Genomic DNA, 13,453 nt, shown 5'->3' on the forward strand with positions numbered 1-13,453 from the left:
CCCCGGTCACCTGAGAACGGGGAGCGAACCGCCCCAACGCCCGGAGGGCCAGGCCACTGCGGCCTGGCCCTCCGGGCGTTCACGTTGTGCCCCAGCTGTATCCCGGAATCTTCCTTGGTGTGGGAACCGGCCAGCACGCGCACGGGCAGCGGCGCGCCATCCAGCAAGGGCGGGATGGCGCCGTGCCGGACACGGGCGCTTCGGCTTCACGGGCAAGGCGTGGTCTGTGCAGGGGAGCGGCGGTGCCCGGAGTCCTGCACGCCGCCACCGCTGGGTGCCGTGGCAGGGGGCCGCCCTACCGTCTGGAATGGGTGCGCAGAGAACCGCTCCCCGTCCGGGAGGCCGTCGGAGCCCAACGGGGTTCAGAATCCGCTCGTGTCGAACAGAAGCCCTGCCGGGCAGGCGGGTCTCCCTGCTATGGCCGGGAGTAGGTGTGGATGAGGGCTCGCCTCTCTGGTCCCCGCCGCTGTGGGGCCCGGGCCGTGCTGCTGCTGATCGCGGGGCTTGTTCCGGCTGGTGAAGCGGTGTGCGGGAGGCGTGGGAGAGCGGGCTCCGCCCGTGCGGACGGATGCTGGCGCAAGACCTTTGTGTGGGACAAAGATTCCGTAAATGAGCCATTGGTGCTTTGTTCGATATCCGGTGCTTCGGGGGGCGTGTTTCACTTTTTCTTGATCTGCCCCGCTCGGATTGGTGCCGCTCGATGGCGGCTGTTTGTCCTGCGTGTCTGCCATGTCACCGTTCCGCGTGCACCCCGGCGGTCCGGTGCTGACCGGATGGATGATCTATGACCGTTGATCAGAGTCTGCTGAGGGTCTACAGCGACCGGACCTTCACCCATACGACGATGGTGCGCCACCAGGGCACAGCCCTGGCGTTCGCGATGGACGACCGGCGGCGGATCGTCTACACCGTGCTCGACCTGTCCGTGGCGGACGAGCAGCGCGGTGAGCTGGACGCGGCGTACTGGTCGGAGAATCCGGCGGAGTTACCGTTCCCGAACGAGATAGTCCAGGTCGGCTACGCGGTCGCGGGGGCGACGGCGATGCCCGTGGTGAAGAGGGGCGGCCGGCTGGAAGCGCGCGCGGATGAGGTGCTGGAGCCGGAGGAGATCGACGGCTTCCTGTCCACGACCGCGCGGCTGACCGCCGCGGCCCCGTTCCAGGTCCTCTCCGACGGCACCCATCTGGTGGTGCTGCGGCAGGCAGTCGGGGCGGCGCACGGGGACGCGGTGTTCGCGCTGCAGTCCGGGAGCGGCTCCACCGGCGACGCCGCCCGGACCAACGTCGTGAGGACGACGGGCGGGGCGGCGGTGCCGGTGGTCGCGGACACGCTGCTGTGCGACCGGTTCCTGCTGGTCGGCGGGCGGCTGAAGCCGGTCTCCGAGGTGCGGTTCAAACGCAGCCGGCACAAGACGCAGCCCGCCTCCGCGAAGGACAGCCTGGGCGCGGTGGACATGGACGGCACGCCGTTCCACGAGCCCACGCAGGAGCTGGAGTTCATCCGGAATCTGACCCAGGGCCGGTTCACCGCGTTACTGGTGCCCACCGCTGTGCGCGGGCAGCAGCGGTGGCAGTTCTTCACCCACAACAGCGTCACGCAGCGCATCGACGCCTTCAGCGTGGAGCAGGCCGAGGACGGGCTGTTCAACACCCAGGGCAGCCGGTACTGGACCAGCCCGGATCCGCTGTACCGCACGTCGGTGTTCGAACGCGAGGACGGGATCTGCCCCTTCACCGGCCGGCCGCTGGTGCCGGTCGTTCCGGACGGCCGGCACGGCGAGACCGCGCTCCAGTTGAACGGCACGAACACCTTCCTCGATCTCGGCGCCGCCGCTGGGCTGGGTTTCGCCGCACACAACCAGTACACGGTCGAGGCGTGGATCAGGCCGCAGGCCGCGGGCGGCCCGCTGGTCGCCCGCTGGGCGGGCGCCGGTTCGGGGGGATTCCGGTTCGCGCTGAACCCGGACGGACGCCTGTCCGTCCAGCACGCCACCGGCGCGGTGGTCACCAGCACCCAGACCGTGGCGGCGGGCGTGTACACGCATGTCGCGGCGGTGTACGACGGCACCACGGTCGCCCTCTACGTCAACGGCACGCTCAGTGGCAGCGGCGCCGTCACCTACACGTCGGACGGGGCGGCGGGGCTGCGGATCGGGTCGGCACAGGCGGGCGGGTTCTTCGCCGGGGTGATCGACGAGGTGCGGATCTGGACCCGGGCCCGCTCGGGAGACGAGCTGGCGGAGGATCTCGGGCACCGGCTCATCGGTAACGAGCCCGGACTCGCGGGCTACTACCGTCTGGACGAGGGATCCGGCACCCGGGCCTACGACCAGACCGACACCGCCGCCCACGCCACCCTCACCGGCACCGCGTCCTGGGTGACCTCCGGCGCGCCGGTCGGAGAGCATCCCGGAGTGCGCCGGGACAGCTTCACCGTCTCCGGCCGCAGTGTCGTCTCCGGGCTGTCTGCCGCGCTGTACTACCAGCAGGAGGACGCTGCGTCGGGATACGACGCCGCGTCCCAGCCGGTGAAACGCCAGGCACGCGTGGTGCTGGCGTTCGCGTCCGGCACGGTCGGCACGACCACGGACCCGTGCATTGCCACGGTCGACTTCGGGGTGGGGGTGGACGGACGCCTGGCCGATGTCCCGGACGTGCTCACCCTCACCGACATCGGACGGCCGGTGCAGGAGACGACCGATGTCCTCGCCGCGCAGGAACGCCGGATCGCTGTGCTGGAGTCCGAGGCCGCCGCGATTCGGACCGATGTCACCACACTCACCGCGGAGCGGGACACGCTGACCGCGGCCCTCGCGGCACCCGCATCGACTGGGGCCAACGATCCGCACTCCCGGACTTACAAACTGCAGATGGAGTCGGGGGTTTACTATCTGACGCGCTCCCAGGCCCGGACCAGCGACGGCGGCTTGCAAATCCAACCGGCTACAACATCGCAGGTTCACCTCATGTATGACTGGATTCTGATGGCTCTCCCCGGGGTCCAGGGCCGTTACGGGAACCCGGTGGTGACGCTGGTTTCGATGCTTCAGGGCTACAGAATCACGCCCCTGATGTTGGATACCGAAGGGGGGTCCACAGGACTTGGGGCGCAACTCGCCCTGTACGAACGGTCTTTCATCGGCACGATCCCCGCATCGTCCCAGTGGTACGTACAAGGCGATCTTGTCTCCGGCTGGAGGATCAAGTTCCAGAACGTCAACAGCGGCCACTGGCTGCAGTGGCATGCGGTGGTGACCGAGCCCTTCGCCGAGACCATGAATCTACGGGGCAGCGGCGACGCACCTGATCTGCGTCGCCAGCAGCAAAACGAACGGCTCGTCGTGGTCACCGCCCGGCTCGCGTCGCGCACCGGTGACCTGACCGCCAAGCAGGCCGAGATCACCATCGCCCTGGAGGAACTGGCCCGACTCAGTGGCGGACTGCTGGGCGCCGCCGACCTCGTCCTGGCCATACCGCATGTGGGGATCGACACCAGCGGCCTGAGCTGCGCGGGCGCGCTGCTGCAATTCGCCCGCACCGATTCCACCCCGTTCCTGGCGGACAGTGCCGCCGGCCGGGTGGCGCTCTACTACCGGGGCAGCAGCTCCGAGTTCTACGCCGCCTATCTGGACACCAACGCGTCACGGGGAGCGCAGCGGCTCGCCGGTGGTGGGCTGACCACGCTGTTCACGGCCCGGGACCCGGGGATCACCCTGGCCGGTACGCAGATCACCGTGGCGGACTGCACGGTGGGCGCGGCCGTTGTGCCGGGGCTGTGTGATCTGACGATCACCAGGACGGTGGGAGCGCGGAGCGAGACGGAGCGGTTCACCGGGCTGCCGCGCCGGGCCGGTGATCTCATCGCGGTGCTCAACGGGGCGGACGAGGAACCGCTGCGGCTGGGGGCTGTCGAGCGGACGACCGGGGCAGAGGTAACCCTGACCCGGGCACTGACCACCCCTGTTCCAGCATCGGCGTACGTCCGTATCGGCGCCGCAGTTCATCTGGTGACCACGGCGGCGGCCGAAGGGGCTACCGTACTGCGGCTCGCGCAAGCCCCCACCGGTGCCGTCGCCAAGGGCACGGAGGTGTCCCGGGTCCGCTACGACACCGGCCGGGCTGCCTCCTCCCGCCCCGGTGTGCTGCTGACCGGCGGATCGCAATGGGTCACGGCCGACACGGACAAGGCCCACGGAACGGTGGGCAATGGCACCGCTGTCGCGGTGGCCGCCGGATACGGCAGCCGCTGGCGCGGCGACTCGCCCGGCCGCGCGTTCACCTTCGACAGCGCCCAGTCCCACCGGCTGTCCCTGCCCGCCGCCCGGCTCGACCAGATCACCACCGCGGCCGGCGACCTGACCACCGAGGCATGGATCAAGCCCAACACGGTGCCCTCCACCGGCGCGCGCGTCCTGCACGCCAACCGCCGCGGCACCTCCGCGGCGCTGGCGCTGTCCCGGGAAGTCCTCAGCGGCGGTGTCACCTTCAACGGCACCAGCGACTGGCTCCTGATCGACCACTGGAACCCGCTGTCGGGCGACTTCACCATCGAGTGCTGGCTCAAACGCACCGCCGGGCGCACCGTCGCCGACCCGATCGTCGCCATCGAGCACAACTCGCTGGTCATGGGGTTCGCTGCCGACGGCAAGTTCCAGTTCACCCTGGCATCCGACTCCGGCGCCACCGATGTCCTCACCACCCCCACCGGCTACACCGACAGCGACTGGCACCACTGGGCCATCACCTTCAACCGCACCACTCGGGTGCAGACCATCGTCCGCGACGGAGTGGAGGTCGCCCGCCGCACGGCGGCCAACCTGCCACGCCAGCGTGCCAATGTCGTCGTCGGCCGTGACACCGGAGACGGGTACAAGTTTTTCTCCGGGAGCATGGCGGAGCTTCGGGCCTGGACCACCGTCCGCACCCCCGCGGACATCGGCGCCGACCGGAACCGCCGGATCATCGCCGCCGAACCGGGACTGGTGGGGTCATGGGCATGGGCCCCCTCCCAGCCCGCGGAGCGCAGACTGCGGGACGCCGGCGGACGCGGCCTGCATGGCAGGGCCTGGGAGAATCCCGGGGCGTGTGACTCCCCCGTGTCCGAGTACCGTGCCGTCGCCGCGTTCGGGGACAAGACCCGCCAGAGCAGCGAAAGCTACCCGTACGGCCAGTGGGCGCATCTGGCGGCCGTGTACGAGCAGTCGTGGGCCCTGCGGTTCGACGGCACCGCGTGGGCCGAGACCCCCGACGAGGATCGCCTCGACATCACCGGCGACCTGACCATTGAGGTCTTCGCCCACATCGACTCCACCACCACCCGCCAGGGACTGCTCTCCAAGGGCCGCCTCGGCGACGGCGCGGGCGGCACCACCCCCTACCAGCTCTCCCTGCTGACCGGCGGGAAACTGGAGTTCGCCTTCGAGGAACCCGGACCGGTCGTCAAACGCTTCACCTCCGCCAACGCGATCACCCCAGGGTTCCACCGGATCGCCGTCGTCCGCAAGGCCGGAAGCACCACCCAGGAGATCAAGGGCAGGCGTGCCTTCCCGGTCACCGACGCCTCCGGCAACACCAGCACGCAGGAGTTCGACGTGGTGGAGCGCGTCGACGTCCAGGAATGGCAGGACATCCGGTTCGTCGTCGACGGCACCGAACTCGCCCTCACCGGCCCCACCCCCCTGCCCTCGGGCACCACCGACAGCGGCCGGTACACCGGCCCCGGCCCTCGCGGCAACGACGGCCCCCTGGAGATCGGCCGCGCCCAGGACGGCACCAGCGCCCACCCGCTCAAGGGCGTCATCGGCGAGGTCCGCATCTGGGGCAAGGCCCGGGAGAACCACCAGCTCGGCACCGCCCTCCACCCCAGGGACAGCGGCCTGATCGCCCGCTGGACCTTCGAGGAGAACACCGGCAACACCACTGCCGACCCCGTCGGCGGGCACGACCTGAAACTGCGCCGCGCGCGCTGGACCACCGACCCCGACCCCCGCGCCAGCTCCTTCACCCTCTACCGCAACGGGCGCGCCATCCCCACCACCACCCCTGCCACCAGCCCCCTGTCCGGCTGGGGCGACGAACAGCTCACCCTCGGCGCCGTCACCACCTCCGGGACCTTCAGCGGCTTCTACAGCGGAACCCTCGAAGAGGTCCGGCTCTGGCGCACTGCCCGCACCCCCGAACAGATCCTGGACAACCTCTTCACCCGCCTCAAGGGCGACAAGCAGGACCTGCTCGCCTACTGGCCCTTCGACAGCGAATCCACCACCGCCACCGCCGAATCCGTGGCGGACCACTCCCTGCGCGGCAACCACCTCGACCCCGGCACCGACGCCACCCGCCCGCGGATCGTGCTCTCCACCGCACCCGTGTCCACCGACACCGCCGCCGTCCGCTCCGCGCTCGCCGGAGTGAGCACACCGTTCCACGAAAAGATCTCCGCACCCCCCGCATCCGTCGAGTACGCCGACCTCCAGTACACCCCCGACGGCCAGGCCCAGGGCGTCCTCAAACGCGCCTACGCCCATATCGCCGACGGGGTCTGGACCCTGACCACCGGCTACAAGGTCGGCGACCTGACCACCGAATGGGTCAGCCAGGTCCAGTTCGACCCCCAGCTCATCGGCTACATCGAAGGCGCACCCCCCGTCCCCTCCGAGAACCTCACCGGCAACACGGACGTCGCCGACGTCTCCAGCGTCACCTTCACCGAGGCCGACGAGATCACCTCCGTCCTCGGCTCCGCCCGCAACCGCAACGTCGACCTGTCCTTCACCATGGCGGCGGAACTGGGCGCCCAGTTCGGCGCCTCGACGGTCACCGCCCCGCTCGGCCTCGGCGTCTCCAACCCGATCCTGACCGTCGACATCAAGGGCACCATCGCCAACGCCACCGACTTCTCCAACACCTGGACCAACGAGACCACCCTCACCCAGGGCACCTCCACCGACCGCAACACCACCGCCGAACTCACCGGCTACTGGGAGAACCCCGCCGCCCTCCGCAACACCACCGTGGGCAGGCGCTACCTCCCCGAGAACAAGGGCTACGCCCTCGTCCAGTCCGAGACCGCCGACGTCTACGCCCTGCGCCTGGCCCACACCGGCGCACTGGTGGCGTACCGGATGCTCCCCAACCCGGACATCCCCAAGGACTGGAACATCATCAGCTTCCCCATCAACCCCCAGTACACCAAGCAGGGCACCCTCGACGGCGCGATCGGCCTCACCGACCAGGCCGGCAAAATCCTCGACGAGGCATACCCCACCGCCTCCGGCTACGGCGAGTACTCCTACTTCAAACCCCGCGAGGCGTACGCCATCAAGCGCCGTCTCCTGCGCGAGCGCCAGGAACTGGAGAACTTCTACACCAGCGTCTCCACGGAGACCAGCGCCCCGGACCCCACCGCCGAACGCGCCACGAAGATCCTGGAATCCCTCACCGGTCTCCCCGCCCCCGCCGCGCCCGACTCCCGGAAACCGGTCGGCGACTCCGCGCAGGCGTTCGCCAACCGCAGTATCGCGAACACCTACGTCTGGACCGCCGACGGCGGATTCTTCGCCGAGACCACCGGCACCGTCGACGTCGTCAACGAGACCACCGCCGGCTCCTACACCTTCACCAACACCACCACCGGCTCCCTGGGCATCGAGGTCAACATCGGCGGCATCGGTGTCGGCTACCAGATGGAGGGCTCCCTCGGCGGAGGGTTCTCCGTCACCCGCCAGCGCTCCCGGGAAGCCACCCGCGCCCACTCCCTGGACGTCACCTGCAAACCGGGTCGCGACCTCCAGAAGTACAAGGCCGACGGAACCCCTGAATACCTGAACAACAAACCCGTCCTGGTCCCCGGCAAGGTTGACGCCTACCGCTTCATGACCTTCTACCTCGGCCAGGACACCACCCACTTCGACGACTTCTACCGCAAAGTCATCGACCCCACCTGGCTCGCCAACAGCAACGACGCCAACGCCACCGCCCTGCGCCAGGCCCGCCAGAGCGACAGCAAACCCCCCTGCTGGCGCATCCTCCACCGCGTCACCTTCATCTCCCGCGTCCTGCCCCCCATCCCCGCCACCGCACCTCCCTCACTCGCCAAGGACCTCCGCGCGGTCGACGTCCAGAGCAACTACGAACTCATCCGCCGCCTCGACCCCTACGTCTCCACCGCCACCAACTCCCTGGCAGAACTCGCCGACGCCACCCGCACCGCCCTCGCCACCCACCTCCCCGAACTCCTTCGCCACAGCCCGGACATCACCCGCTTCCTCGCCGCCTACTACGGCGTCACCGAATAGCCCCGAGACACACACATGACAGGTGCTCCGGACCCCCCAAGGGCCCGGAGCACCACCACACCCGCCTCAGACGCACGCACTCGGGCAGCCTGCGCACGAGACGCAGGGGCCCACCCGAAGACGACTCCAGAGGGGAACACAGCTGGGCGCATGGCAGTCACGACTCCAGCCCGAACATCCCCAAAACAGGCAAATAGCTTTGTAGTGCGATGCGCTAAGTCTGTGCAGCATCACTCTGGACTCGCCCGTTGATGCAGGTCAGTGAGTTCTGTGAAGCACCCCAGTGGTCTGCGGCAGGTCTCCGAAGAGCGGGTGGGGATGAGTTCGGTGATATGGCCTTGGCGAGGGCCTTGTCCACGTGGGTGTCGACGAGACCGGGGGACCCGGAGACGACCATCAGCACCGTTCCGGTTCGGACCGCGGTCTGCTTGACGACGCTGCTGCGTCCGCCGGCTGTGACGGTCAGCAGCTGGGACCACCGCTCGTCGCCCAGGGCTGGGGCGGTGAGCTTCTGGGTAACCATCTTGACCGGGGTGCTGCCGACCACGACCTGATAGACGGGGCAGGAGACCATGGCGTTGAAGATTTGCTTCGTCCCCGAGGACAGCCGGGTCTCGGTGTCGCTGTACAGCTCCTCGGTGATGTCCCAGTCGGCGCTGCTCGTATAGGTGAAGGCTGCCCTCGCCCGGTTGGGGAAGTCGAGCGCCCCGCTGGCCGCCGCGTCGCCGCCGAGCTTCTCCAGCGCGGGGCACCCGATCACCGTCACGTTGTCGCGGCCCGAGTCCCGCTCCGGCTTGCGGGTGTAGCCCTGGCCGAGGTCGGTCTCGTCCAGCAGCCGCTCCCGCAGCTGGTCCGGCGTCAGGACCTCAGTCGGCTGCGCGTCGTTCGGGGCGGCTTCGGGATCGGCGCTACGGGCCGGGGCTGAGGCGACCGAGACGGGGGAGGGGGCGCTGCTGGAGCAGGCCGGGAGAGTGAGAAGGGCGACCGCCGACAGGCAGAGGGCGGTGGTGGAGCTGCGGTGCATGCGGGTACCCCTGGGTTGGTGCGGAGGTCTGACTGGCCGAACGGGGGTTCGGCGGGGGTAGGGGTACGGGGGTCAGTGGCCGAGGTGACGCAGGCCCTCTTGGAGGCTGCCGAAGTTGTGTTCCATGGGGCCGCTGTGGCGGTTGAACCATGCGGTGTCCAGATCGGGATCGAGGGTCTCGTGGCCCTCGCGGCAGCGGCGCCACACGTTGTTGCCCATGGCGAGGAGGACCCAGTCGCGGTACGCGTCGCACTGCGGGCACTCGGCCCTTGGGGAGGATCGGACCGGGCTTTGGCGGTAGCCAGGCCTACGGCAGTCCCCCGGGTACGGCCCCGCTGTCCTGCCCCTGCCCCTGCCCCTGCCCACGGAGCGAAGTAGGCCGGGCGTCGCGAAAGGCTCGTCACAGCTCGGCGTCCTGCATCCGGAACCCGTACTGGACAGGGGCGCGGGACGTCGGCAGCGTCCTGGATGACCACGACGTCGGCGAGTGCTCGTACCGGCTCCGCCGCCGCGCCCCGTAGGACGCGAACTCATCCTGCTCGACGTCGAGCTGCTTGGCCGCGAACCGCACAACCGCGGCCGGTACGAGGGACAGATCCTCGGTCGGAAACACCCCGAGCATCCGCACACAGCCCTGAACCGCGTCAGCGCACTTCCGGCTGACGGCCTGCACTGAGTGGACCGATCACCACACCCGTCACGGCTTTTGGGCTTACGCCAGCGCTATCCCTCGTTCGGGTCAGCTGGGGGCGTTCAGCGGTGGGTAGGGGCTGCTTGCTCCCTCCCCAACCGGCGGATGGGACCAGGTCGAGACTGCGAGGCACAAGCGTGAAGGTCTTCCGCGACATCATCAGCCAGGACGAGCTTGCGAGTGACGCCTTCGACATCACGGAGGTGAACGACGGAGTCTTCTCGGCGCGGGCCGCCTACATGCGCGTCAGCCCGGGTGTGGACCTGGGAGGGGATTCGTCCCAGGGCGAGGCGGACGACAAGGCCAACCAGATCACCGTGATCAACATCGTTGACTCGTTCCGCCTGGTGGAGACCGAGTTCACGAGGGAGACGTACACCACCTACATCAAGGGCTACCTTAAGAAGATCAAGGCGGTGCTGGGGGAGGCGAACCCGGACCGCGTCGGGGGGTTCGAGCCGGAGGCGGCGGTTCTCGTGAAGCGCGTCCTCGCGGACTTCGACAACTACACCTTCTACACCGGCGAGAGCATGGACCCGGAGGGCATGGCCGTCCCGGTGAAGACTTCCTCGGGGGGCGACTTGGATTTCTACTTCTTCAGGGACGGTCTGCTCGCGGAGAAGGTCTGACGTATGGCACCGCGAGCTCGACGGGCCCGGCCTCGCCGCTCGGCTCAAGACGGTGCTGCCGGTCCTCGACTCCTTCGGCGCCGAGTTGCCCGCCGGCACCGCTACGTGGCCCTTGGGGAGGATCCGAACGGTCAGTAGCGACTTCTCGATGAGCTGCTGGGCGCCGGCGCTGTGCGCTGGCGCAGGGCGGCGAAGTCCGCGTGGGCCGTCTCGATCGCCTCGGGGTACGCCTGGGCTTTCTCGTGTTCGGCGAGGGCCCGGTAGATGCTCGCGAGGGAGGGACTGTGCCCCTTGCGCTTGCCGGTGGGGATGATCAGGTCGGGCTGGATCTGCTCGACGGACTCGCCGGCGGTGCGGCGGCGGAGCACGGTGTGGAGCATGTCGTCGGTGATGACCGGGGGCCTGCCGCCGTGCCTGCCCTTGCGGGCGGCGGTGTCGAGGCCTTCGAGGGTCGACTCGCGGATGTTCTCCCGCTCCGTCTCCGCCATCGCGGCGAAGAACGCGAACAGCAGCCGGCCGGGCCCGCTGGGGTCGTACATCCCGGGCAGGGGTCCGGCGAGCATCTCCAGGACCAGGCCGTGGGCGGTGAGGTGGTCGGCGAGCGCCGTGAGCTCGGCGGCGTCCCGGCCGAGCCGCTTCATCTCGTACACGGTGAAGATGACCCGGCAGTGCGGGGCGTGCGCCTTGACCTCGCGGGCCGCGGCGAGTGCGGCCTCGAACTGGGGGCGGACCCGGATGCGGGTACTGATCTTCTCGCTGAACACCTTCTCCCGGGGCACACCGTGCTGGGCCAGGGCGTCGAGCTGGGAGTCGAGTTCCTGGCCCAGGGTCGAGCAGCGGGCGTAGCCGATGCGGATGTCGGCGGTCGGGGTGTCCGGGTCGATGGGGGCCGGGGGCGGGGTGCCGGGCCGCCAGGGCTGGCCGGGGCCGCGGCTCGCCGGGGTCTGGACCCGCAGGAGCTTCGCGAGCCGGGGCACCTTGGTGAAGCGGCCGGTGTGGTAGGTCCCGGCGACGGCGCCGGCGCGCGAGCGGCACGGTGAGCCCGGCGCGGCCGCGCATCGCGGGCACGGGTGGCGCTCGACGTCGTCCGCGTCGGCTGGGGAGGGTTCGTGAGGGTCCGTCATGAGCGGGATGTTCTCACAACCCAGTTCTCAGAACGGGTGCGTCCCAAGTTTGAGTGAGAACCGGTTGTGAGAGCGAATCCGGTGCTCGGAGGTCCTGCGCGGGCCGCAGGCGGGGTTTCTCTGGGAAAGGACCGTTTGCGAGAACTGCCCGTCAGGTGAGCCCGTGGGGCTATGGGGCTATTAGAACGGGAGGATGCTGGCGAGCGGTCCGAACATGCCGCTGAGGAAGAGGTCGGGTACGTCGGGGGTCTTGGCCGGCTCCTTGTAGGGGGCGATCGTCCACTTCTGGCCGGAGTGGCCCTTGGCCTTGCCGACCAGGCGGCCGTCGACGTCGGTCCAGTAGGTCCCCTCCGACGACATGGTCTGACTGTCCGAGGCGGTGATGTAGGTGCCGTCGTAGGTCCACCGGTAGGTGCTGCCCCCGTACCGGCTGGCGCCGCATCCGAACATGTCCGTCCGGGAGCCAACCTGGCTCACCGGCTTGGTGATCCCGTCCTTGGCGGCTGCGGCAAGGTAAGTGCGCATCGCCTCGACGGATTTTTTGTCGATGCCATCGAGCTCGTCCGCCCCGTAGAACGCCAGGGCCGCGCAGCGGTCGTTCCACCTCGCCACGCCCTTGAGCGGGACCCGACGCTGCCACGCCCGCACCGGCGCCTCCGCCTTGAGGGCCTTCACCAGGGCCCGCTCGGTCTCCCGCGCCTTCCCCAAGGCCGCCTGCGAGGCCGCGTTCAGTTCGAGGCCCTCCAGCCACCGCGCCAGTCCTGCCGTTCCGTCCCATTCCATCGCCTCGACCTGCGCGTTCAGCAGGTGCTCCTGGTCCTGCGGCTCGGCCCGCTCCATCTTCTTCTCCAGCTCCTGCACGTCCTGCGTCCCCTGCAGAAGCGTCTTCTCCATGAGGTCCTGCAGCTCCTCCGTGGTCACCCACCTACTGCCCTGTTTGATCCCATATGGGGCGCGGGCCTTGTTCTGTTCTGCCAGAGCCCCCGCCTGCCCCCTGAGCTTCTCCAGCAGCTCCGCGTACTGGGGCCGGAGCTCCTCTACCAGGGCCGCCTGCTTGCCGTTGAGCTCCTCCACCGTCTCTTCGAAGGGGGCACCCTCCTGCTTCCAGATCTTCAGCTCGTCTTCGTAGTCCTGCGCGGCCTGGGCCGTCCACTCCTGGGGGATCAGCGCGCCGAGCTGCTTCGCGACATCCCCGGTCGCGTCGTTGAGCATGCTGGCGAACCACCCCCGCAGGATCACCTTCTCCTGTGCTTCGGCGAGCGGGTCGCTGTACATCCACACGCTGTAGTTGCCGATGTTCTGCAGCTCGCTGACCGCGGAGCTGGCGATCTGGTTGAACGGCTGACGCTCCAGGGAGTCTTCGCGGTTCTGGTAGAACCAGGAGGTGGCCTTGGTGCCGTCGGCCGGCCCCAGCTCAAGGCTCGGCGGGTAGCTCCGCGTCAGCAGGTACTTGGTGCCCTCCTTGGAGTCGGAGAGGTCCACCGTTTCGCCGAGCCGCACGCGCAGGCAGCGGCCGGTCTCCTGGTTGACGATGGTGAAGGGTCCACTCGGGAATTTCGACATGATCAAAGTCTGTTGCCGCGCACCAGGCCAGAAGGGTGGCCTTACCCGGACGACACCCGAAAGGGTGCACTTTCATGATCATCAACGCATGGCGAGCCTCGTCCCTCCAGCAGCACTCGCCGGGCTGCC

General features: G+C 69.1%; 7 protein-coding genes. 2 read left to right on the forward strand and 5 right to left on the reverse strand.

What is annotated here, in order from left to right; translation table 11 throughout:
- Positions 1-784: 784 nt before the first annotated feature.
- Positions 785-8,293, forward strand: a complete 7,509-nt coding sequence (locus tag ACF089_RS23245) for a LamG-like jellyroll fold domain-containing protein (RefSeq protein WP_392029505.1) — start codon at positions 785-787, stop codon at positions 8,291-8,293.
- A 214-nt stretch (positions 8,294-8,507) separates the two neighbouring features.
- Here ACF089_RS23245 and ACF089_RS23250 read toward each other — a convergent pair whose 3' ends face one another.
- The 3 genes from ACF089_RS23250 to ACF089_RS23260 form a co-directional block, all read right to left on the reverse strand.
- Complete coding sequence (locus tag ACF089_RS23250; protein WP_392029508.1) at positions 8,508-9,317, reverse strand: hypothetical protein; 810 nt, start codon at positions 9,315-9,317, stop codon at positions 8,508-8,510.
- Between the two features lie 72 nt (positions 9,318-9,389).
- A complete protein-coding gene (locus ACF089_RS23255; protein ID WP_392029511.1) occupies positions 9,390-9,536 on the reverse strand; it encodes a hypothetical protein in 147 nt (48 codons plus the stop codon).
- A 181-nt stretch (positions 9,537-9,717) separates the two neighbouring features.
- On the reverse strand, positions 9,718-9,939 hold the full coding sequence (locus ACF089_RS23260) for a DUF4158 domain-containing protein (RefSeq protein ID WP_392029514.1): 222 nt from the start codon (positions 9,937-9,939) through the stop codon (positions 9,718-9,720).
- A 206-nt stretch (positions 9,940-10,145) separates the two neighbouring features.
- On the opposite strand from ACF089_RS23260, the gene ACF089_RS23265 reads away from it, so the two are divergent.
- Positions 10,146-10,637 carry a translationally-controlled tumor protein gene (locus tag ACF089_RS23265; protein WP_392029517.1) on the forward strand — a complete coding sequence of 164 codons (492 nt, stop codon included), beginning with the start codon at positions 10,146-10,148 and terminating at the stop codon, positions 10,635-10,637.
- 131 nt (positions 10,638-10,768) lie between these two features.
- Here the strand turns inward: ACF089_RS23265 and ACF089_RS23270 are convergent, their stop codons facing one another.
- Together ACF089_RS23270 and ACF089_RS23275 are read right to left on the reverse strand one after the other, a co-directional pair.
- Positions 10,769-11,761, reverse strand: coding sequence for a recombinase family protein (locus ACF089_RS23270; protein WP_392029520.1), 993 nt, complete (start codon positions 11,759-11,761; stop codon positions 10,769-10,771).
- Positions 11,762-11,941: 180 nt separating this feature from the next.
- Complete coding sequence (locus ACF089_RS23275) at positions 11,942-13,324, reverse strand: hypothetical protein (protein ID WP_392029522.1); 1,383 nt, start codon at positions 13,322-13,324, stop codon at positions 11,942-11,944.
- Between the last annotated feature and the right edge of the window lie 129 nt (positions 13,325-13,453).

Source organism: Streptomyces sp. NPDC014894 (assembly GCF_043080985.1).
GTDB lineage: Bacteria > Actinomycetota > Actinomycetes > Streptomycetales > Streptomycetaceae > Streptomyces.

Excerpts from the sequence above, each read along its gene's own strand:
- ACF089_RS23245 (WP_392029505.1), top strand. The coding sequence starts at position 785 with ATGACCGTTGATCAGAGTCTGCTGAGGGTCTACAGCGACCGGACCTTC.
- ACF089_RS23250 (WP_392029508.1), bottom strand. The coding sequence starts at position 9,317 with ATGCACCGCAGCTCCACCACCGCCCTCTGCCTGTCGGCGGTCGCCCTT.
- ACF089_RS23255 (WP_392029511.1), bottom strand. The coding sequence starts at position 9,536 with ATGGGCAACAACGTGTGGCGCCGCTGCCGCGAGGGCCACGAGACCCTC.
- ACF089_RS23260 (WP_392029514.1), bottom strand. The coding sequence starts at position 9,939 with ATGCTCGGGGTGTTTCCGACCGAGGATCTGTCCCTCGTACCGGCCGCG.
- ACF089_RS23270 (WP_392029520.1), bottom strand. The coding sequence starts at position 11,761 with ATGACGGACCCTCACGAACCCTCCCCAGCCGACGCGGACGACGTCGAG.
- ACF089_RS23275 (WP_392029522.1), bottom strand. The coding sequence starts at position 13,324 with ATGTCGAAATTCCCGAGTGGACCCTTCACCATCGTCAACCAGGAGACC.